The organism is Trichocoleus sp. DQ-U1 (genome assembly GCF_039961925.1).
Lineage (GTDB): Bacteria > Cyanobacteriota > Cyanobacteriia > Cyanobacteriales > FACHB-T130 > FACHB-T130.
Genome location: NZ_JAMPKB010000003.1, coordinates 157,120 through 180,628, shown reverse-complemented (window position 1 = coordinate 180,628; position 23,509 = coordinate 157,120). Strand labels below are relative to the sequence as shown.

Below are 23,509 nucleotides of genomic sequence, written 5' to 3'. Positions count from 1 at the left end.
GCAACTGCTCTCGATGAATTAAGCGAAACTTTATTAGACTTTTCGGATGAAATCGAGCTAGCGACTTGCCTAGCACAGCATCAAGCATAAACGTTTTGGATTTTGAGAGCGATCGCCCCTTTACTGAAAAGTATTCTGGAAGCAATGAATTTTTTTAAGATACTTACCAGAATTTCTTATTCTTTGTCTGTTGCTGTCACAGGAATAGTTTCTGGTACGGTAACAATAATAGTTTTATGCCTGGTCACTTTTGAAGTAATTTCTTGTAGAAATGGGTCAACCTTTCCCACCTATTTGTTGCCTAGCAGAAGATGTTATTCTAGTTATTGGGAAGTATTGCAAGGTTTTGCTACAAGTAGAGCAGGATTAATAATATTAGCTATTTTAATAATTCCACGCCTAATTACTTTTTGTGTACGGACATGGAACCTTCTTAATGAAAAAAACATGAGGAGCGCAAAAGGAAGGCGCTTGCGAGTGATAGTCTTGAATAAAATTGCACAGGATGTTGCTGTATATTGGTTAAAAGTTAGTTTTAAAATATCTTTATGGATCTTAATTGTAAACGGAGTATTCCTCTTATTTCCTTTAGCATTATGTGTAGGAAATGACTTATCAAAATGTACTATTTATCTACAATCCTTACCCTTTGGTTCAACAAGAGAAATTCTAATTAATATTTTAGTTTCTTTATTAATTATTTGTTTAGGTATTAAGGTGAGCAAGCACTTTGGGATAAGTTTATTAGAGGATTGAGTGATATAAATTTGTGAGTATTTACTTCCATATTGACACTAAACTAGAAATATAAGAAAATTAATCCAGCCAACTAGATTTTTTTGTTAATGCTGTATTAAATACATACTAGAGTTTGGGTGTAAAAGAAACTTTTTTGCCAGCCGTTTAGTTATTTGAAAATTTGGTTTTATTAGGTTGTATTAATATCTAAGTCATAGCCTAAAAAATAAGGGATTTCATGGCTATTATCAAATCAAATTAGTACATGACAATAGCGTTATACTTAAGTGAATAAAGCAATGGAAATTTGTTTGAGCTAATAGTTGTCAGTTAATTTTAGGATGTAGTTATTTGCGAGTGTAGTTTTTGAGGAGAAGAGCGGTTGCATTATTTAATTAAAAGTGCGATCGCTTCCCCTTCATGTATAGATGTTTGCGTTTGCTTTGGTGGAGATGAGCGCGATCGCATGACATCGTTAATTTTATTAACTGCACTCCTAGGCTTTTGTATCAGTTTGCAATTAGAGTAAGGATAGACGCGATCGCTACTGCACTCTTACTCACTAACCTTGAAGTTAAGTTTATCGTAGAACCTCAGATGATGGAAATTGGAATTGGAATAAGTTAAAGCTAGCACTGCCTTTTTATTTTTATATTTATGAAAAAACTATTTCTTGAAAGTTTGGGTGGCTTTTTAAATAAGTTTTATATTAAATAACTAATTTTACTGATAAAAAATAATTTTAATCTACTAATAAAATTTGCAATTTAATTTTAATCCTATATTTTTATAAGTAAACTCAACATTAATTTAAAAGTTGATAATTGTATTACGGTAAAGTCATGAGTAGTTTAAAATCATAGTTGCACAAAATCATATTCTAATACTTATAATCGAAGATAGGGTTAAGTTAATTTCTGAGTATTAGTAAGCATAAATTGTTAATTAAAAGTTCATTGCCTTATTCTTGTGAAAGAAATGCTTAAGAATACTCAAGTTAAGTGCTAAGCAATTATGATTAGTAGAGAGACTTAGCGATGACAGAATATTACTATCGTAATATTCAATTTTATAGTTGGTCGGTTACTGTAGTTACAAATATTATTCCGGTAAGTAATAGAGCTATTCCTAAGCTTGCATCTTTTGTGAGAGGATTTGCTTTTATACTAAATTAATGCATCTGTGAGTATGAAGGAAGCGATCGCTCGTGAATTTAGGAAAACTCCTGCAAGCGCATCAACCCTTAAGCTTAATTCTCACAGAACAAGTACGTGATGGAAGAGGAAATTTTTAACCAACAGATTGAGGCGGCACAACAGCGCCTGCACGAGCTGTGGCAGCGTACTAGGGAATCCTCATCCCTTCCGCATCCGCAGGAAACACTGACAATGGAGGCTTTGCAGGAACTCTCCACGGTTTTGGAAGAGTTGCAGGTGGCTACAGAGGAGTTGCAGCAACGCAACGAACAACTTGCGATCGCCTGCGAGACTGTGAAAGCAGAACGCCAGCGCTACCAAGAGCTATTTGAATTTGCCCCAGACGGGTACTTAGTGACGAATACCTTGGGAATCATTCAGGAGGCTAACCGCACAGCATCGGCTTTGCTGAACCGCTCCCAGAATTCTCTAATCGGCAAACCAATGGCGATTTTTGTGGCTAAGGAAGATCGCAAAACTTTTAGGGATATATTGACTGAATTGAATCACTTCCCGCAGTTGCACGACTGGGAAGTGCGCTTACAACCCTCAAAAGGTCAGCCGTTCCCAGCTGCACTGAACGTGGCTGCTATACGCGATCGCTGCGGCAATTTAATCGGTTTGCGCTGGCTAGTACGTGACATCACCGAACGCCATAAACAGGCGGAACAAACCCAAAAAGCACTAGAACAAGAAAAAGAACTTAGCAATCTCAAATCTCGCTTCATCAGGGCTGCATCTCATGAATTCCGCACGCCACTGACAATTATCTCTATGTCTGCTGAATTACTGGAACGCTACAAACACAAATTATCTGACGTACAAAAAGACTCGCATTTCCAGAAAATAAGAGCTGCTAGCAAACAAATGGCTCGGTTGTTAAACGACATCCTCCTTCTGGATAAAACAGAGGCTGGCAAGTTAGAGCTTAATCCCATACCAGTAGATTTAGTAGAGTTTAGCCGCGAGTTGGTGGAAGAATTGCAACTTAGCATAGGCTCCCAACACGCGATTACTTTTATTCATCAAGGGCAGTGTGCTAACGCCTACCTGGATAAAAAGCTGCTGCGACAAATTATTGACCATTTGCTTTCAAATGCAATTAAATATTCTCCTAGAGGTGGCAAAGTTCATTTTGAACTTATCTGTCAGGATCGTGAGGCAATCTTCCAAATTCAGGACGAGGGAATAGGAATCCCAAAAGAGGACCAACGACGCTTGTTTGAGCGATTCCATCGAGGAACGAATGTCGGCACAATCTCTGGTACAGGGCTGGGATTGACAATCGTTAAAGAGTGTGTTGATTTACACGATGGTGCGATCGCTGTCGAAAGTGAAGTTGGCAGCGGCACGACTTTTACTGTTAAGTTGCCCCTCAATCACCTGAATCAAAACCGATAAGTAAAGATTATTTGATGTGCTTCATCATCGATTTTTTATCCTATTAGCTTAATTAGTGTTTCCAGGTAGCTCTGGAGGCTCGTTTGGTAAAGACTGAGCCGTCGTATCAATTGTTTTTATCGTCTCATTTGGTTGAGAAGTGTCTTGTCGCTGCGTCGCCTCAGAAAACTTTTCTTTAGCAATCCCAGTCACCGTTTCAGTTGTGTCTTTGACTTGCTCAGCAATATTTTGAGCGCTGCGCTTTAGCGCTTCTAAATCATCCTGAGTTTTCTTATAGTCTTCTCTCAGTAACTCTGCGGCTTGACTCATTTTTTGATTAAGTCCCTGGGTGTACTGTTGCGGAGTTTGGACGATGGCATCCGCGACAAGCGCTCGTTTACTACCCGTGCTAGAAATAGCTTCTACCGGGAGCAAATAAACACCATTCAAAACACCGCGCCAACCACTAGAAACAAATAAGTAATTAACAACAGCGCCGGTTTTAGGATTGAAGAGATAGTCTATAATTTTGCCAGCTTTGTTGCCAGCGTCAGTCCACACCTCATGTCCAATTAAAGAAATTTTCTGAATTGGCGTTTCGGGTTCAATAACTTCTGGAGTGTTGTTGACAATAATACTATCGGTGCCAATCGTAGTAATTTGCTCCCACCTAAACACCTGTTTTAGACTACCCAAAAATCCTGACTTGCAGCTAAACCCTACGACTTGGTGAGATTGAGAATTTAGCCACAATTGCTCTACCCGACCGACTTCTTCTGCTGTACTGCGATCGAGTACCAGCCGATTGAGTAAGTCACTTTGTCTAATTATCTGTGGTTGCGCGTTCATGACCAAAATCCTTAGAGATTCATCCAATTGGCAATATATGCTGCTTTAGATTAACAAGAGTCGGGAAGCGATCGCCTCAAACTTAGCTTTCTTGTAAACGTTTCCCAATCAAAGTGTAAGTTGAGGTTAAGCCCAGAAAACCAACCTAATAAAGCAAAAGTTGGGTTTCGCTGACGCTCCACCCAACCTAAGATCATTCTTAACTAAGATCATTCCCAACTGAACGATATTGTCACCAGAGCGATCGCTCTTCACGCTCTTCAGTGACCCAGCTAGTTTTCCCATGTCCCAACGGTCTCTACAGCCTTATCTCGCGGCAGCAGGCGGCAACGCTAAGCGTGGTGATGTTGGGGGATAAGTACGTGGCGTGTGACCGTTCTGGGAGGCTTTTGGGGGCGCATCCTGAAGTAAAACGTCCCGAATCAATCGCGCCGCCACTCGCTGCACCAAACCCCCGGCAATTTTTTGACCCATGCGCTGAGTTTCTGGCTTCATCAGCAATTGGGGAATCACAGGTAACAGTTGCATCGCGTCAAATCCGCTCGTTTCCTGGAGAATATCCCAGATCCGTTTAATATGCTCCAGACTGGCGGGCGTTTCTGCCGACGGCGGTGCCTCATTCACCGTCATCCCCACCCGTTCGCGTAGCGAATACGTGACATTTTGGAAGGTGCGGCGTCCCAGCGAATCGATCCCCTTCACAATTTCATCCGTTAGGTGTTCCCGGATAAATGCACCCCGCTCTGAGAACAGAAAATCTAGAGTCTGATTCAGCACCTGAGTCAGGTCATAATCGTCACTGAAACGGGCATTTTTTAACAGATTTTCCAGACGATTCCAGCGGAAACTGCCGTCTTTGAACAGGAGGTCGCGCAGAGATGCCCGCAATTCCGGGGAAGGGTCTGTCAAGAGGCGCTTGGCAACGTAGGGATACGCTTTACTGAGAACTTTGAAATTGGGATCGACATTAATCGCAATCCCCTCTAACGTGACTAAAGAGCGGATAATCAGCGCGTAGTAGGCTGGAACGCGGAAGGGATACTCGTACATCAACGCCGACATATCATCGGTGATGCTCTTAAAGTTCATCTCCGCGACACTAGCTCCCAGCGCGTTGCTAAAGACCTTGGAAAGGGCTGGGATGATGGGAGCCAGGTCAGTCTCTGGGGTTAAAAACTCTAGATTCACGTAGTCGCGAGCTAAGCCCTCAAAGTCCCGGTTGACCATGTGAACCACGGCTTCAATTAAGCCATACCGCTGATAAGGTTTGACATCGCTCATCATGCCAAAATCCAGATAAGCAAGTTGACCGTCAGTCGTCGCTAACAAGTTACCTGGATGGGGGTCAGCGTGGAAAAAGCCATGTTCTAGCAATTGCCGCAACGAACACTGAACGCCAACCTCGATTAAATGAACGGCATCAATTCCCTGAGCGCGGAGTGCCTCTGGCTGGGTCAATTTGGTGCCGTTAATCCACTCCATTGTCAGGACGCGACGCTGGGTGTATTCCCAGTAAATCTTGGGAATGTAAATATCTTGTAAGTGACCGTATAGAGAGGCAAAGCGCTCGGCGTTGTGACCCTCTTGGGTATAGTCCATCTCTTCATAGATGCGGGTGCCAAATTCATCCATGATGGATACGAGGTCGCTCCGCACCTGTTTGAGATTTCTCTGCGCCCACCCGGCAAGGGTACGCAGGATGTAAATATCTAGGGCAATGTTTTCTCTTAAGCCGGGACGCTGCACCTTCACAGCGACGGTTTCGCCAGTCTTGAGCTTGCCTTTGTAGACTTGTCCCAAGGAGGCAGCGGCTACCGGGGTGGGGGAGAGTTCGGCGTAAATTTGTTCGGGGCGATCGCCTAATTCTTCCTCAATAAACCGATAAGCTAATTCATTGGGAAAAGGTGGCAGTTGGTCTTGCAAGTGACTTAGTTCGTCTAAATAAGTCGTCGGAACTAAGTCTGGTCGGGTCGAGAGCGCTTGCCCCACCTTAATATAGGCGGGTCCCAGTCTCGTGATGATTGTCCGCAATCGAATTGCCCGTTTCCGCTCGTTCTTGGGAACGCTACCTGTTTGCTTGTCCCACCACAAACTCAGTCCAAAGCGGAGTATCGGCACCAGAATATTGAACAATCGCCCCCAAACTTGGAATGGACGCCTCCGGTAGTAATCGGTAATGGCGACGGGGTCGTAGCGCAGTTCTTCTGCTTGGATATAGGCGGTTTGGGCATCTACGGCTGCTGGATATTGCTCTGCTGTCGGCGTCAGCTCATACTCCACCACGACCGCCTCTCCTGGCGCGGCGGACGCTGTCTGGGCAGGTTTCATCACACCTGTTGTAGAAATGCGATCGCTTGCGTCTGTCCGATGTGACATAGGGGAGACTCTTTTAACATTCATAAGCTTGGGAACCGACTCAGAGCAACTCTGTTAAGTATTGTAACAATAAGTAGGGGAAGCGCCAGGACAAGGTATTCCGGCTCTAGCTGGGGACAATGCCAGTTCGGTCAATTTCCCGCTACCCTGAAAAAGTTTCGGGACTTAAAACTAAACACTAAACTAAGTTTGGTAGCCCAGTACCTTTTTTAAATAACTCGCACAGCATCAAATGCTTCGCACTTGCCATTGTTCATTGGGTTGCCACTGCCTGCCCTCTTCCCTCAAGGTGAATTTTGCTCCATGCTCCTGTCCCTACGGATTGAAAACTTTGCCTTGATTGACCATCTGGAGCTTGAATTTGGCTCTGGATTGAATGTCCTGACCGGCGAAACCGGCGCGGGAAAGTCGATTATTCTGGATGCGATTGACGCCGCCTTGGGCGGAAAAGTCAGCAAATGGTCGATTCGCACGGGTAGCGATCGCGCTTTGGTTGAAGCCACCTTCAAGGTTGACCGAGTAGTGACCGAGTGGCTCTCCGAACAAGAGATCGAGCTGCTGGATGATACAGCCGTGGTTTGTTGTCGGGAGATTGCCTGCCTGCAAGGAAGCCTCCGCAGCCGCTCTCGCGTCAATGGCGTTCTGGTCAATCGCCAATTAATGGATCGCCTGCGCGATCGCTTAGTAGAAATTACTGCCCAAGGTCAAACCGTGCAACTCGTGGCACCCGCGCTTCAGCGAGAGTTACTGGATGTCTATGGCGGCGAGGCGGTGCTACAGCAACGCTCAGTCGTTCAAGCTGCCTATCTCGACTGCCAACAAGCACGAGATCGCTTAGACAAACGCCGTCAGTCCGAGCAGCAACGCTTGCAACGGCTCGATTTGCTACAGTATCAAGCCCAAGAATTAACTGCCGCTAATTTGAGCGAACCGGATGAGCCAGAACAGCTTGAACAAGAACGCCAGCGCTTAAGTCATGTGGTGGAGTTACAACAGCTGAGTTATCAGGTTTATCAAGCTCTTTATCAAAATGATGCGGGGGAGTCAGCGGGTGCAGACTTATTAGGTCAAGCTGAAGCCACGCTGATTGATATGGTAACTTATGATGCCACGCTGCAGCCCGTTCTGGATATGGTGAGTACGGCTCTGGCGCAAGTGGTGGAAGCCGGACAGCAAATTAATGCTTACGGTGCTTCTTTAGAAGCCGATCCTCAGCGACTGGCGGAAGTGGAAGAGCGCATCCGCACCCTGAAGCAGATTTGCCGCAAGTATGGGCCGACGTTAGGGGAAGCGATCGCTTACAGTCAAAGCATCCAAGCTGAACTCGCTCTCCTCACCGATAGCGGTCACTCCCTCGAAGAACTGGAAAAAATCTATTCTCGATGTCATGAAACTTTGACCTTTACGGCTGACCAGTTGACCGCTTTGCGCGGCGTTGCTGCCAACGAACTAGAAAGCAGGCTCGTGGCAGAACTCAAGCCTTTAGCGATGGAAAAGGTGCAGTTTCAAGTCAAAATTACCCCTTGTCCCCCAACCGCAACAGGTGCCGACGCAATCGCCTTTTATTTTAGTCCCAACCCAGGCGAACCCCTACAACCGCTGTCTGCCACTGCCTCTGGAGGGGAAATGAGCCGCTTCTTGCTGGCGCTGAAAGCTTGTTTCTCGCAACTGGAAGCTGCCGGAACCCTAATTTTTGACGAAATCGATGTCGGGGTGTCCGGACGGGTTGCCCAAGCGATCGCTGAGAAACTCCACCAACTTTCTCAGGGACATCAAGTTCTTTGCGTCACTCACCAACCCCTCGTCGCCGCAATGGCTGACCGCCATTTCCGCGTCGATAAACACGTCGTTGAAGGAAGCCAGAAGCCAGATCCCTCCAAGAAGGCTGGGAAAAAGGGCGAAGTCTCGACAACCAACGCCGAAGCAATTCATCCAACCCTCCCCTTAGAGAGAGCAATTCAAGGACTCCGGGAAGAAGACCCGACATCTTACATCCTTCAGGCTTCCGAACGCACGGTTGTCCGAGTCAGCGTGCTTGACAATCACCAGACGCGCCGCCAAGAATTAGCAACACTAGCTGGGGGACATTCTGCCAAAGATGCGATCGCTTTTGCAGAGTCCTTGCTAGCTCAAGCCGCAGTCAAACATAATGGACGCAAGACCAAGAACAACAAATAAATAACCTGCCCTCTATCCAACCCCAAAACAAAGAGTAAACTGTTGAGTAAGTAGTATGGCATTTGCTCACTAGGCACAAAAAGTTTGGCTGTTAAATTTGTAGGATAATTCCACCGCCTCGTACCTCGCTCAAATTCAGGCATCTGAAAAAATCTATGACACCTTCATCTACCAAAATGCATGGTTGGAACGATACAGACAGGGTGATTGATGTTGTTCCCCACGATGAAAATCAAACAGGGAATCAAATTCCCCAAACCTCTACAAATATTCCTACTGGTACGGGTGGTGCATTAGCCACAAAAGAAGGCAGTTTTACGGCACTGCTCGCCCCACTGAATAAGGAAACTTTCAAAGAAGTCGTCACAGGTGTCGAAGAAAAGCTTCAGGTAGTCAATCAAACCCTGTCAATGTTGACTGATAGTCAGGGTTTTGATGCCATTCTTCAAGAAATGTTGAATGCCATTACCTTAAAAACCGGAGAATTACTCGGCGCAGATCGCACAACCATCTATTTACTAGATGAAGAAAAGAACCAACTCTGGTCAATTCTTGCTGAAGGCGCAGAGGGGCGACCTTTAGAGTTGCGGATTCCGGCAGATAAAGGCATTGCCGGTGAGGTAGCAACCCATAAAAAAAGTATTAATATTCCCTTTGATTTTTACGAAGATCCGCGCTCTGCGTTCGCCAAAAAGAAAGACCAAGAAAATGGCTATCGCACCTATACGATGTTGACTTTACCTCTGGTAAACGAAGAGGGAAATTTAGTCGCTGTCGTTCAATTAATTAATAAATTAAATTTACCAAATCAGCCAGGAAAGCCGTTAGGGGAAAGAATCGATCTCAATGGTTTTACTTCAAAAGATGAAAGAATTTTTGCAGAATTTGCGCCTTCCATTCGCCTGATTCTAGAAAGTTCCCGCTCTTTTTACATGGCAACGCAGAGACAGCGGGCTTCTGATGCCTTGATGAAGGCGACTCGATCCTTAAGCCAAAGCAATCTCGACTTAGAAGATACCCTGAACCGGGTGATGCATGAAGCCCAGGAGCTGATGAATGCAGATCGTAGCACCCTGTGGCTGTTAGATAGCGATCGCCATGACTTGTGGACAAGAATCCCTCTTTCCGACGGTTCCATGCGAGAACTGCGAGTGCCAGTCGGAAAAGGTTATGTCGGGAAAGTTGCTGAATCCGGCAAACCCCTGAATATCTCCTTTGACCTCTATGCCGATCCAGATTCTGAAGTGTCTAAACAAGTCGATCAGGCAAATGGCTATCGTACTTGTAGCTTATTATGTATGCCAATCTTTAACGCTGACAAAGCGTTGATTGGTGTCACCCAACTTGTAAATAAGAAAAAACAGGGAGAATTTCCCCCTTATAATCCGGAAACTTGGCCCGAACCTCCCGAATGCTGGAAGGCAAGCTTTAATCAAAGTGATGAAGCTTTCATGGAAGCATTTAATATTCAAGCCGGTGTAGCGCTGCAAAATGCCAAATTGTTTGCTACGGTCAAACAGCAAGAACAAATGCAGCGTGACATTCTCCGCAGCCTTTCTAATGGAGTTCTCTCTACTGATAAATCCGGTCAGATCATTGCAGCGAATGAAAGCGCTAAGCGACTCTTAGGATTTAAAAATGAAGACCATATAGAAGGTAGAAAAATTGCCGATCTAATCCGCATCAAAGAAGGTGACTTTTCTAAATGGTTTAAAGCTGCGATAGACGCCGCTGAAGAAAAAAGCCGCCAGCAATACTACCCCGATCAAACTCTGCTCTCTACAGAAGAAGAACAACATAGCGTTCACCTGTCAATTAACTCCATTGCAGATGCCAGCGACAATAACAACGTCTACGGTGCCTTGGTGGTGATGGATGACATCTCTCAGGAGAAACGGCTCAAGAGTACGATGTACCGCTACATGACTCAAGAATTGGCAGAACAGTTAATCAATAGCGGTGATGCCAAACTAGGGGGCGATAAAAAAGAAGTTTCCATCTTGTTCTCAGATATTCGCAGCTACACCACCTTAACTGAAAGTATGAATGCAGAAGACGTGGTGCAGATGCTCAATGAATATTTTGAGTCGATGGTAGACGCTGTTTTTACACACAAAGGCACCCTCGATAAATATATTGGCGATGCCATTATGGCAGTCTTTGGTTCTCCCTTACCCTTGCCGGATCATGCCTGGATGTCGGTACAAACAGCCGTCGAAATGCGTCATCGTTTGACAGAATTTAATGCCTGTCGCCAAGACATCGGATTCCCAACGTTTAAGATTGGGATTGGGATTAATTCCGGTACGGTAATTAGCGGTAATATTGGCTCCAGTAAGCGCATGGAGTTCACCGCAATTGGTGACGAAGTGAATTTGGGATCTCGCTTAGAAGGTGCTAGCAAACAATATGGTTGCGATATTGTAATTAGCGAAAGCACTTATCAGCCTTGCAAGAATCTGATTTGGGCAAGAGAACTTGATTGTATTCGAGTCAAAGGTAAGACTACGCCAGTGAATATCTATGAACTGGTGGGACTGCGGGACGAAAAAATCTCAGATCAAAAGCAAATGACGATCGAGCTTTACCATAAAGGACGCGAGTATTACCTAAATCGTAAGTTTACTCGCGCAATGGGTGAGTTTGGTACCATTCTGGAAGAAATTGACAAAAACGACAAAGCGGCTGCTTTGCACCTGAAACGCTGTCAGTTGTTTCTCCAAGAACCGCCTCCTGATAACTGGGATGGGGTTTTCACGTTGACGGAAAAGTAGGAATGGCTAATGGCTAATCTCAAACCTTTATTTTTGCGATTAGCTATCAGCAAAATAACCCAGGATTAGGATAACTGTAACCGTCTTAAATGATTCCTGAAGGCGAGATCCCCGACTTCGAGAGAGAAGTTGGGGATGTGAACCAATGACATCGTGTTGGTAACTAATTTTAACCAACAAGTATTCGCTACGCTAACACTTCTAGTTTGAGGGAGTGGAAATTAAATTTCAGTTGAACAATTTGAATTAATAAAACTGCCAACAATCTGGCGCAGTTGCTCAGCCTCAAAGGGTTTTGTCAAATATTCAGTTGCACCCGCCAGACGCCCCTGTACTTTATCAAAAACTCCGTCTCGGGCTGTCAGCATGATGATGGGTAGCTCGCTAAATTGCGGTAAACTCCGGACTGTGCGGCAGAGTTCTAAGCCGTCTACCCCTGGCATGGAAACATCCAGTAATAAAATTGAAATCTGCTGGTGGTAAATCACCGATAAGGCATCTACTGCATTATCTGCCACCAAAACTTTGTAGTCTCTTTCTAGGGCACGTTTGATCAGCGTCTGCATGACGCTACTATCATCCACTGCTAGGATAGTCGGTATATCACTCAAAGTTGAAGACATCTTCTTTACCCAATTTTTAGTATACAAAAACCTACAATCATTGAATTCGGTTCAAAGGCGATTAAAAAGCCCAATCCAAATTATTCTAACGTCAGCCCCAGTAGGTAAGAGAGCATCGCTTTCCTTTGTCAGAATACATCTATCCTGTCCAGCTATTCTTAATTTAAGGCTTTTCTAGTTTCGTTGAGTTTTTTAGGACTCCTTATTAATAAATGTTTGTTCAATGTTTGTCTATCTCAAAATGCTTTACAAAAATTTAATTTTATTAAAATAAACATTCTACTATATGCACTATAGCTTGAGGATTATTGCTCAGTGAGTAGAAGAATTACGGGAATACAGTTAAATAATTGTAACAAGAAAACAAACTGAAGCTGCATTTGTTTTGTAAAGATAAAAATACTAAAAGAGCGGATGGGGTGTTTGTTAATCAAAAAATATCAGTCTGTGATAGAAATATATCCTTGACGGGAATCCTAGATAGAGAAGGTTCTGCCAAGTTGCTCTAGAAAGGCTTCGTTAGCAGGCTGCAAGCAGAAGCGCGATCGCATTTCTGCTTGCAGCCAAAAACCTAGCTTTCCCTAAAGACGGATGGTGGCTTGGCAATTGCGGTGAAGAGGGTATTGCCTACCTAAACTTTACACTGTTGTTTCTTTTAGTCTGTGGCTGGCATCAACTAACCTAACTTGAGCGATGCAGTATCAAAGATTAAGTTCAGTAACTAAATAAGGGAACATCTACATCATATAACTTTCAATAAAGCTTCTCATAGAGGCAAAGGGAAAGTAAGTCTCAAAGAGTGCCTTCATCATCCGGTTTTAATAAAAGTAAACATTTATACAGCTAGCTCCTAAAAAGTGCAGCATTCGCAGAAAAGGGCGCTTAACATGAACGCAAGAATACCTGGAAACGGAGCAATCCCGCTCGATGCTCTGGGATGGTGTCCGCTACTCAACTCTATCCCCGATCGCATCAGCGTTACGGCTCCTCCGGAGCTAGCGTATCTTCAAATATCTGTAGCTGCTTTCGACGATCTGACCCGTTTAGCAGCCTATATTTGCCAGACAAAGATGGCTTTGCTCAGCTTTATGGATGGCAAACAACATTGGCTTCAGTCAAAATTGGGCATTTCTACCCCAGACACTGACGCCTATGTTGCTTTCTGCACTTATGCCATCCTGCAACCAGAAATCTGCGAATGCGAGTTGATGCTCGTTCGGGATACCCTGTCTGATAAACGGTTTGCTAGCCATGCCTTGGTGAAATTCGATCCAAAAATCCGATTTTATGCGGGTGTGCCCTTAGTCACGTCTGAGGGCGTGATGGTAGGGGTGCTATCTGCCCTCGATGATGTGCCGCGAGATTTAAGCAAGGAACAGCAGCAAGCACTGGGGACATTAGGAAGGCAAGCGATCGCTCACTTACAACTGGGAAAAAACTTAACAAACCTCGAACAAATTATCATCAATCAACAGCAAACTGAAGCAGCACTTCAGGAGAAAGAAACCCGATTTCAGTTGGGACGAGCAGCTTCTGGCACTAACATTGAGGATTTTAATCTTTTGACAGGTGAAGGAATCGCTCCAACAGGAGCTGATAATTTAGAGGGGCTATTGGGTTTAGTTCCGGGCACTGACGCAACTCAGGAATGCTTCCTAAAATGGGTTCATCCTGAAGATCGGGAACTTGTCGCTGGGGCGATCGCTGACTCTATTCAGGGTAAAACAGACCACGAGATTGAATTCCGCATTGTCTGTCCTGATGGCAGTATCCGCTGGCTAGCGGGAAAAGGCAAAGTTCTTTACAGCGAAACGGCAACAACGGTTCGCACGATCGGCACAGTCATGGATATCACCAAACGTCAGCAAACTGAAGATGCCTTGCGTCGAGCCGCCGCAGAAAATCTGAAACTGGCACAAGCTGTAAAGTCAGTTTCAGATGGCGTTGTCATCGTCGATCCCCATCAACTAGATTGCCCGATTGTATACGCGAATCCAGCTTTCACCCGAATTACTGGGTATCAGCCAGAGGAAGCGATTGGTCGTAACTGCCGGTTTTTGCAAGGTGCCGATACCGATCCAGAAGCGATCGCAAAAATTAGGAATGCGATCGCTCAAGCCAAAGAAGTTAAAGTCACGCTGCTAAACTATCGCAAAGATGGTCAACCTTTCTGGAACCAATTAAAAATTTCGCCCGTGTTCTCAGATAATGGCGATTTACTTTACTTGGTTGGCATTCAGACAGACATCACGCTCTCTAAGCGAGCCGAGACAGCGCTTCTGAAGAGCAAAACTCGTCTTCAGTTGCTTAACAGCATCTCGACTAAAACCCGATCTGGTTTGTCGATAGAGCAAATAATTGAGCGCACGCTCAAACAAATTAGCGAATATTTCCCTTATCTGCGAATAGCTTACTCAACGATTAATCACCAAGGTATCTTGACGGTAATTTCCTCCATCGAGCCGCCAGCAATGCCGAAACTCTCAGGAGCGGTGGTTGACCTCACTGCGGCTCCGGAGTATCTCAATGCCTTGCAGATGGGCGAATCATTCATCTGTAACGATGTTACCCAAGACTTCCGGCTAGCACCTCTCGCTGATGTCCTGCTGGCAGTCCAAACTCAGTCTATGCTTGACGTACCGTTTCCGTATTCCGACCAGTTAGTAGGCTTGCTGTGCTTTGACTCGCCGCAACCATACAAATGGAGCGAACATGAGCTAGCCACCTTAACTGATATTGCCGGATACTTGATGATTACCATCAAAGACGCTCATGCACAACAAGAGCGTCAGCGAGCTGAATTTGCACTGTCTGAATCCCTCAAAGAAGTGGCAGACATCAAGTTTGCACTCGCTCAATCTTCAATCGTGGCAGTCACTGACTCGACCGGAAAGATTAACTATGTAAACGATAAATTCTGCGAAATTTCTCAATACTCCAAAGAGGAACTGCTCGGACAAAATCACCGCATCGTCAATTCTGACTATCACCCCAAGGAATTTTTTCAGCAGATGTGGGCAACCATCAGTAGTGGCAGCGTCTGGCATGGCGAAATCAGAAATCGAGCCAAAGACAAAACTTGTTACTGGGTAGATACCACCATTGTGCCCGTCTTAAATTCCGATGGAAAACCCGTTGAATATGTAGCAATCCGTCAAGACATCACTGAGCGCAAAAGGGCAGAAGAATTACGGCGGCAGAGCGAACAGCGCTTTCGCGCTTTAGCTGAAGTGATTCCGCAACAGGTATGGACGGCACAGCCAGATGGCGCACTCGATTATGTGAACCAGCGCGTTCTAGAATATTTCGGACGCACCTTCGAGGAAATGGTGGGCTGGGGATGGCAAGATGTGCTGCATCCGGAGGATGTGCCGGGGTGTATTGCCCGCTGGAGTCATTCTCTCTCTACGGGAGAGCCTTACGAAGTTGAATTTCGCCTGCTGAATGCGGCTGAGGGAAACTATCGCTGGCACTTGGGACGGGCGGTACCCGTGCATGATAACGAAGGCAGGATCGTTAGTTGGTTTGGGACGAACACGGATATCGACGAGCGCAAGCGGCAAGAGGAGGAGCGCATCCAGCTTTTGGCGAGAGAACAGGCGGCACGCGAGGCGGCTGTCAACAGCGAGAACCGCACTCGGAGCATTTTGGAAAGTATTACCGATGCTTTCTTTACTTTAGATACCGAGTGGCGATTCACCTATTTGAACTCGCGGGCAGAGCAGCTTTTATTTAGAAGCAAAGATGAGTTGATTAATCAGTGTATTTGGGATGAGTTTCCAGAAGCAGTCACTTCTAATTTTTATCAGGAGTACCAGCGGGCAGTTGCCAATCAAGTAACGGTTCACTTTGAGGTGTTCTACGAGCCTCTGGAGTCGTGGTTTGAAGTGCGGGGCTATCCCTATCAAGATGGTCTATCGGTTTATTTCCGGGATGTTACAGGTCGCAAACAGTCAGAAGCAGCACTGATGGAGCGATCGCGCCTCTCGACCCTAGAAGCAGAAATCGGTACTGCTTTGGGTGCGGCTGGGTCTTTATCGGAAAGTCTCAATCACTGTACGGAAGCAATGGTGCAGCATCTCGATGCAACTTTTGCTTGTATCTGGACATTTAACCAAAAACTCAATCGCTTGGAATTGCAAGCAACGACAAGGGTTGATCGAGACAGCGAATTGTATTGGCAAGATTTGTTGGCTCAGCGTCACCAGGTTCTAGACGGTACCCTCGTCGGCTTCGTCGCTCAAACTCGTCAACCCTACCTGACTCAGGATAGTAATTATCGGTCTGGGGGCGGGTTGGAAGCCCGCTTGTACGATGATTTTGTCGCTGAAAGCTGTTTGCGAATTCCCGAAAGCTATTTAGCAACCTATCCCCTGATTGTCGAAGAGCGACTGGTGGGCGTCATGGCTGTATGCAGCAGCCAACGCTTTACCGAAGCCGTTCATCAAGTCTTAGGGTGGGTCGTCAACGCGATCGCCATCGCCATCGATCGGTCTTGGGCGAAAGAAGCCCTCTCGGCACGTCGGGAAGCCTTGCTGTTTCGCTTAGCAAGCCAGATTCGAGATTCCCTCGACCTAGATACCATTCTGGGAACCGCCGTCAATGAGATTCGCGGTTTGTTGCAAGTTGACCAATGTCAGTATTTGTGGTGCTGGGCGCAGTCCAATCAGGCGAGTCTGACCGTAACTCACGAAGCGACAGCAGAAGACAGTAGACCGAGTTTGCTCTCCGAGTGTCCCCCAGAAAAACTCGATCCCCTGAGCGACAAAATCCGCAAACTTCAGACGTTGCGGGTTGACGATCTGACAAGCGATCGCAGCCTAAATGCCGAGGATGGAGAAATGCAAATCGCACCTCTACTGAGCAATTTGGGCGTTCGTTCGGTGCTGCTGCTACCTTTGAAAACCCACGCCGGTCATTTAGGCGCGATTGTCTGTAGTCATAGCAGTGGATCTCGTCCCTGGCTTGACAGCGAAATTGAGCTACTGCAAGGCGTCGTGGATCAGCTAGCGATCGCCATTGACCAAGCAGAACTCTACGCCCAAAGTCGTGCCGCCGCCCGTGCCGCGCAAACCCAGACGCAACAACTAGAGCAAGCATTGCACAATCTCAAACAAGCCCAATCTCAGCTGATTCAGACTGAAAAAATGTCCAGCTTGGGTCAAATGGTCGCTGGAATTGCTCACGAAATCAACAACCCAGTCAATTTCATCACCGGCAACCTCAGCCACACCAGCGACTACATTCAAGACCTACTCGATCTCGTACACCTCTATCAACAGCACTACACCAATCCCGTTCCCGCAATTCAAGCGCAGGAGGAAGAGATTGATTTAGAGTTCATCATTGATGACTTGCCCAAAATGCTATCTTCCATGCAAATGGGCGCTGACCGCATCCGTCAGATTGTCTTGTCATTGCGGAACTTCTCTCGTCTGGATGAAGCTGAAATGAAGCCGGTCGATATCCACGAGGGAATCGACAATAGTTTGCTAATTCTCCATAGCCGTCTGAAACCCAATGGCGCTTACGGCGGGATTCAAGTCTTGAAGGAGTACGGCAATCTTCCCTTAGTCGATTGCTACGCCGGTCAGCTCAATCAAGTGTTCATGAACATTCTCAGCAATGCGATTGATGCCCTCGACAGCCAACCCGAACCAAGGAAAATTACTATCGCCACCGAAATCCGTAATCGTCTAACGGGTAATGAGGAAGAGACTGGAAACCCTAACACGTCGCTGACGCCAATCACCGAAGATCCATTACCAATGACCAAGAACCAAGTCGTTGTGATTCGGATTCGAGACAATGGCCCAGGAATGCCAGAGAACGTTATCAAGCGTCTGTTTGACCCCTTCTTTACCACCAAGCCAGTCGGCAAGGGAACTGGTTTGGGGCTATCCATTAGCTACCAAATTGTGGTGGAGAAACATGGCGGAATGCTCAAGTGCGTGTCAGAACCAGGACAGGGAGCAGAGTTTTGGATTGAAATTCCTATGATTCCTTGCCTGTAACCACTCAACATGACTAAGCGTTGCCCTTGCCGAGGAATGTATCTGCCGCTAAAGCGATCGCCCTCTTGTATTCAGTAAGCTATTTACTCGTCCTACCAGGGAAGTTTAATGAGAAGGAGATTCCGTGTCATTTCAAAGACAATTTAATGAAGCTCTCATACAGCGTTTTATACAACTCATTGGGACTCATACAGGCTTACAGATTCGTCCGCAAGAGCGAGAAGCTTTATGTGAAAAAATTTGCTTCCGGATGAACGTCATTTCTATCTATCTTCCTGAGGCTTATTACCAATTATTAGAAATCGATAATTATCAAAGTCAGAGTGAATGGCAAGAACTAGCGAATTTGTTAACAATTGGCGAAAGTTACTTCTTTCGAGATAAAGGTCAGTTTTCTCTATTAAGATATCAAATTTTACCGCGATTGATAGCCGCTAAAAAGCAAACGAAAACCCTGCGAATTTGGAGCGCGGGATGCTCAACTGGCGAAGAACCCTATTCTCTAGCTATTCTCCTCACCGAACTCATTCCAGACTGGGAAAGCTGGAATCTGTATATTTTAGGAACAGATATCAATCAAGAGTCTATCAATAAAGCAAAACAAGGAGTTTATAGTTCTTGGTCATTTCGATTGTTAGACCAGAAACTACAAAGCTGCTACTTTGAGCCACATGGGACGGAATGGAAAATTAACAACAACATTCAAAACATGGTTAATTTCAAAACTGTCAATTTAATTAAAACGCCCTTTCCTAATTTATTTTTAGATGTTCAAAATATTGATTTAATCCTTTGTCGAAATGTCTTTGTTTATTTTGATAAACCTGCTATTTCACTTGTTGTCAATAAATTTTACAATACTTTACAACCAGGAGGATATCTTTTGACGGCTCATGCTGAACTTCAGGGGATAGATATCAGCTTACTTCACACGGAGTCGTTTCCCGAATCAACAATCTATCAACGCCCTAAGGAGACGTTTGGAGGGAAGCTTTCAAGGAAGAAAGTAAAAGTTTATTCTGACACTGAAGAACCAATACTTTGCCCATCTTCCCCAGCGGCAAATAAGGTAAAAATAGAACTTGCACAATTAGTTCCTAAAAATTATTTTCCGGTACAAGTAAGAGAAAAAAATAGTAACGAAGTCAATGAATGCGAACGCTTATCTAATCTTGAATTCAGCGAAAAACCGGCGACTACTTCAAGCTTTCAGACACTTATCTGTGAAGCTAAAACCCTTTTTAAACAGAAGTATTATCCCTCAGCAATTCAAAAAACAGAGCAAGCGATCGCTTTGGCACCCAAAAACTTTGACTCTTACTATCTGATGGCTCAAATATATGCCAACTTAGGTGAATATGGCAAGGCAGTTCACTACTGCCAACAAGCACTTAAAATCGATTCTCTTTCTGAAAAACCTTTATACCTACTCGCCCATATTGCGGAAGAACGAGGGGATGTTGAAGAAGCTAAAAGTTTATTGAAAAAAATCATTTACTTAGTGCCTTCCTCTATCTTGGCATATCTGGAAATTAGCGGCATTTACGAACTAGAAGGAAATCTTTCTAGAGCTTTAAAAATGCGAACAGTTGCTTTAGGAATTTTAAAAAAATTACCTCAAGAATCGATAGTTGAATCCCAAGAAAAAATGACCGTTGGAGAATTGATCGTACACATCCAAAAAATGTTCCAACCACAGTTATAATCTCTATGGAATATAAACAATATATTATTTTCAGCTTGAATGCTTCCCTTTATGGAGTAGAAGCATTTTCAGTACAAGAGATTTTCTTTCTCCCAGAGTTAACGCCAATCGTAGAAGCACCGCCTGAAATGGTAGGAGTGCTTAATCTCCGGGGTGAAATCTTACCAGTCATGGATCTTCATTTTCGCCTGGGGTACGGATTCCCAGAATATCGCCTTACGGATAGTGTAATTGTTCTGGTATGTCAGGGATTTAGATTTGGCATTATTGTCAATGAAGTTCATGACGTGCAGAAGATTTACACTAATGCGATCGCGGCAGATTTTTCCTATAAACGAAAAATCGCGAATCAACCCCATTTTGTTACGGGGATTGCCAATCTAGAGGCAGATATCGTGATGTTACTAAACCCGGAAAGGCTCCTCCAATCTACAGAACAAATTGAAACATTAATTACAGGAAAAACATCGCTAAATCCAGAAACAAAAGCTGATATTGCCTTTGGTTCTCCCAAAGAGAGACGCCTATTTTTCTCCAATAAAACCTCAGAAGAAATAGCGATTTTCCAGGAACGGGCAGAAAATTTAAGGCGACAAGCGGAGAACCAAGATTTTACGGGAAGCCGCCCGATGGCAGTGATTAATTTAAATGGTGAATATTTTGGGGTAGATTTGGGGAACGTGCGCGAATTTACTGATATTCGCAAAGTTACTCCGATTCCTTGTTGCCCAGCTTATATTGTCGGCAATATGAATTTGCGGGGTGAGATTTTGACATTAATCGATATTCGTGGGGTATTAAATTTACCATTGGGTAATTTAGAGAATACCGCGAAGGCGATGGTTGCTTGCATTGACGATCTGGTGGCTGGTTTGATAGTTGATGAGGTATTGGATGTGATGTATTTGCACCTAACGGAGATGATGCCAGTACCTGCCGCAGCCCGTTCTGTTAATGAAGAATACCTCCGAGGAACGGTTGCTTACGGCGAAAAGATGATAGCTATTTTAGATTTACCCAAAATCCTGATGCAAGCAGGGTTGATGGTTGATGAAGAAGTGTGATTAGTTGTTAAATTCCATTGCCCAGAAAGCTTTAATGCTGGCTGAGAAAGCAACCCAGGCGGCATCGCTAACATTAGAAGGGGCAGCGATGCTGAGAAGAGAAGAGCGAAAGCCGCTATCTAACAGGTTGTTGGAGCGCTGAAGGCTCCCAATCAGCAAGCCAAAGACACCGCTTGCGGCATTACTCAACTGATTGGCACTTAAAACCTCAACAAAGCTGCGTTGAGATTCAAGGCAGTCATTTGGTTAATCTGTACGCGGCTGGTTGGCAACGTGAATAAATATCATTTCTATATTTTAAGTTTTTTAAACTCTTAACACTCCTAGAGCAAAAGAGGGATTAATAATAAGAGCCGTTCTAACACAGGACTAAGTATGTATAGATTTTTAAAAAAATTCCAAAGAGTATTTTCTTGGTGGATTATAGAGATGTTAGGGGCAAGTTTGACTAAGAAATTTTACATTTCCTAAACAATCCTCTCTTTGGCAATTCAATTTTTTAGGAGAACCTACCCTAAGAAGAATTTATCACCAGTATTTATACTAATCCTCTAGGTGTATTAAATTTAAAAACGAAAAGTCATAAAACGGGTAAATTAGCTACAGTATTTTGAGTTACTGGCTTTCTCTCACTCCTTGTATCGCCCTAAGCGATCGCTATCCAGCGAGTCATGGTGGCTTGACTGAGGAAACAAAAAAATACTAGTACGAGCAAAATCAAACTTAGCGCCAAAATCTGAACAAAGCTGCCTTCAATCTTTACCCAATCGTCGAATTTAATAATGCAGGATAAGTCTGATGTTTAAAAATTTATCTTTACAATCTCGATTAATCGGCTCATTTTTACTAATGGGTCTAATTGTATTAGTGGTTGCTCTCGTAGGTTGGAGCGGAGCTACTCGGCTGGGCGACCATATTAATACACTGGGGAATAATACTTTGCCTAGCGTAACTGGATTGTGGAAAATCAATGAAGGACAAACCCAAATCCAGTCATCGGAACGAGCGCTACTCAATACATTTTTGAAAACCGAAAATCGCCAGTTTGAATTGAATAGAATTAAAAATGCTAAAGCGCAGATTGATGAAGGGTTTAAACAATATGAGTCAATTTCACAGACTGCCGACGAAAAAAAGCTCTATCAAAAATTTCTTGGGGACTGGAAAAGGTGGCAGCAAGACCATGAAAGATTCCTGGACATTTATCAACAATTTGCCAAACAGGGCGTCTTAGATCCTGCGAATCGGCTGGCTGAGCTTGTAAGTCAGGAGAGGCAGACCTCACCAGAATTTGCACGGGCAAAAGCGGCGGATGCCCTGCTGGACGAACTTAGCGAACTGGCAGCAAATGAAGAACTAAACTCATTTAACACAGCCACAGAATCGGTGCTAGCAGTTGTGGAATACAACCAGAACTTTGGGGAAGCAGCCCAGAAGGCAGCAGAAACAGATGTGGCTCAAACCTCTTTTTGGGTGTTTGTTGGGATGATTCTTGGCCCCCTGACTGCGATTATTTTTGGTGTTTTCTTCAGCATCACGATTGCTAAGCCGCTGGGTGCCAAAATATCTGGCATTGTCAACACGATTGTCACTTCTTCATCAGAAATTGCTGCCACAGTAGAGCAACAAGAACGCACGGCAGCTCAACAAGCGGCGTCTGTGAATCAAACCACGATCACGATGGATGAGTTGGGTGCTTCATCTCAGCAATCAGCAGAGCAAGCCGAGGCAGCAGCAACTGGATCGCGGCAGGTGCTTTCGCTGACGGAGGGTGGAAGCCAAGCTGTCGGGCGAACTTTGGAGGAAATGGCGCTGCTCAAGGATAGAGTGGGAGCGATCGCTTCTCAAATTCTCCGTCTATCCGAGCAAACGAATCAAATCGGCAATATCTCTGGATTGGTGAGTGACTTAGCCAACCAAACGAATATGCTGGCACTGAATGCAGCCGTTGAAGCTGTTCGAGCTGGCGAACACGGCAAAGGCTTTGCGGTAGTGGCGGCAGAAATTCGCAAACTGGCAGAACAAAGTAAGAAATCTGCCGGAAAGATTAACGTCCTCGTTAGCGATATTCAAAACGCGATCAATGTCACGGTGATGGTGACGGATGAAGGGACGAAAACGGTGGAAGCTGGGGTGAAAACCGCTCAGGGCACAGCACAAGCATTCACCGGCGTAGCTGATGCAATCGAAAATATCGCCATAAACAGTCAACAAATTTCGCTTTCTGCCAAACAACAAGCGATCGCGATTCAACAAGTCGTTGATGCAATGAGCAACCTTAATGTCGCAGCTAAAGAAAATGCCAGTGGCATTACTCAAACTAAAATCGGCATCCAAAGACTGAATGAAGCGGCTCTGAGCCTCAAGTCAGTGGTGTAGCGAATCCTATAGCAATCCGTGCAAGAGTCGTAAAATTATCTGCTCCTTTTTCTCTCTTACTTGGCGTCCTGATCTTCCCTCTGCTTTGCTAGAGCGTCTAAGCGCTAAGGCACAGGCTCCGCCAACGCGGTTCGTTAACAAAAGAAAATTTCACTATTCAATCAGGATTGCTATATTCGCTTAAAAATATCCCAAAAAATTACGGCTAATTATCTCTAAAACTAAGAATCGAA

The 23,509-nt window shown here is 44.8% G+C and carries 12 protein-coding genes; 8 read left to right on the top strand and 4 right to left on the bottom strand.

All coding sequences use genetic code 11. The features are described 5' to 3' along the window. Nucleotides 1-183 precede the first annotated feature (183 nt). Nucleotides 184-756 (top strand): hypothetical protein, encoded by a 573-nt coding sequence (locus tag NDI34_RS02490; RefSeq protein ID WP_348231739.1) that lies wholly within the window; start codon nt 184-186, stop codon nt 754-756. Between the two features lie 1,256 nt (nt 757-2,012). Continuing rightward, nucleotides 2,013-3,335 (top strand): ATP-binding protein, encoded by a 1,323-nt coding sequence (locus NDI34_RS02485; RefSeq protein ID WP_348231738.1) that lies wholly within the window; start codon nt 2,013-2,015, stop codon nt 3,333-3,335. Between the two features lie 48 nt (nt 3,336-3,383). On the opposite strand, the gene NDI34_RS02480 is transcribed toward NDI34_RS02485, so the two are convergent. Further along, entirely contained in the window at nt 3,384-4,163 is a 780-nt protein-coding gene (locus NDI34_RS02480) for a PRC-barrel domain-containing protein (protein ID WP_190984569.1), read from the bottom strand. Nucleotides 4,164-4,469: 306 nt separating this feature from the next. Further along, the gene (locus NDI34_RS02475; protein WP_190413541.1) at nt 4,470-6,563 is read right to left on the bottom strand and encodes an AarF/ABC1/UbiB kinase family protein; all 2,094 of its coding nucleotides are present in this window, start codon (nt 6,561-6,563) and stop codon (nt 4,470-4,472) included. 279 nt (nt 6,564-6,842) lie between these two features. Here NDI34_RS02475 and recN point away from each other — a divergent pair, with 279 nt between their 5' ends. After that, nucleotides 6,843-8,717 (top strand): DNA repair protein RecN, encoded by a 1,875-nt coding sequence (gene recN, locus NDI34_RS02470; RefSeq protein ID WP_190984570.1) that lies wholly within the window; start codon nt 6,843-6,845, stop codon nt 8,715-8,717. Between the two features lie 155 nt (nt 8,718-8,872). Next, the gene (locus NDI34_RS02465; protein WP_348231737.1) at nt 8,873-11,491 is read left to right on the top strand and encodes an adenylate/guanylate cyclase domain-containing protein; all 2,619 of its coding nucleotides are present in this window, start codon (nt 8,873-8,875) and stop codon (nt 11,489-11,491) included. A gap of 221 nt (nt 11,492-11,712) precedes the next feature. On the opposite strand, the gene NDI34_RS02460 is transcribed toward NDI34_RS02465, so the two are convergent. Next, nucleotides 11,713-12,114 (bottom strand): response regulator, encoded by a 402-nt coding sequence (locus NDI34_RS02460; protein WP_190413546.1) that lies wholly within the window; start codon nt 12,112-12,114, stop codon nt 11,713-11,715. Nucleotides 12,115-13,001: 887 nt separating this feature from the next. On the opposite strand from NDI34_RS02460, the gene NDI34_RS02455 reads away from it, so the two are divergent. From NDI34_RS02455 to NDI34_RS02445, 3 genes are all read left to right on the top strand, one after another. Next, nucleotides 13,002-18,128: a PAS domain S-box protein gene (locus NDI34_RS02455; RefSeq protein ID WP_348231736.1), complete on the top strand. Its 5,127-nt coding sequence runs from the start codon at nt 13,002-13,004 to the stop codon at nt 18,126-18,128. Between the two features lie 124 nt (nt 18,129-18,252). After that, nucleotides 18,253-19,833, top strand: a complete 1,581-nt coding sequence (locus NDI34_RS02450) for a CheR family methyltransferase (protein WP_348231735.1) — start codon at nt 18,253-18,255, stop codon at nt 19,831-19,833. A 5-nt stretch (nt 19,834-19,838) separates the two neighbouring features. Beyond that, a complete protein-coding gene (locus NDI34_RS02445) occupies nt 19,839-20,897 on the top strand; it encodes a chemotaxis protein CheW (protein WP_190683089.1) in 1,059 nt (352 codons plus the stop codon). Here the strand turns inward: NDI34_RS02445 and NDI34_RS02440 are convergent, their stop codons facing one another. Continuing rightward, the gene (locus NDI34_RS02440; protein WP_190532961.1) at nt 20,898-21,086 is read right to left on the bottom strand and encodes a hypothetical protein; all 189 of its coding nucleotides are present in this window, start codon (nt 21,084-21,086) and stop codon (nt 20,898-20,900) included. A 609-nt stretch (nt 21,087-21,695) separates the two neighbouring features. Between NDI34_RS02440 and NDI34_RS02435 the strand changes: the two genes are divergently transcribed. Further along, nucleotides 21,696-23,276 (top strand): methyl-accepting chemotaxis protein, encoded by a 1,581-nt coding sequence (locus tag NDI34_RS02435; protein WP_348231734.1) that lies wholly within the window; start codon nt 21,696-21,698, stop codon nt 23,274-23,276. Nucleotides 23,277-23,509: the final 233 nt, after the last annotated feature.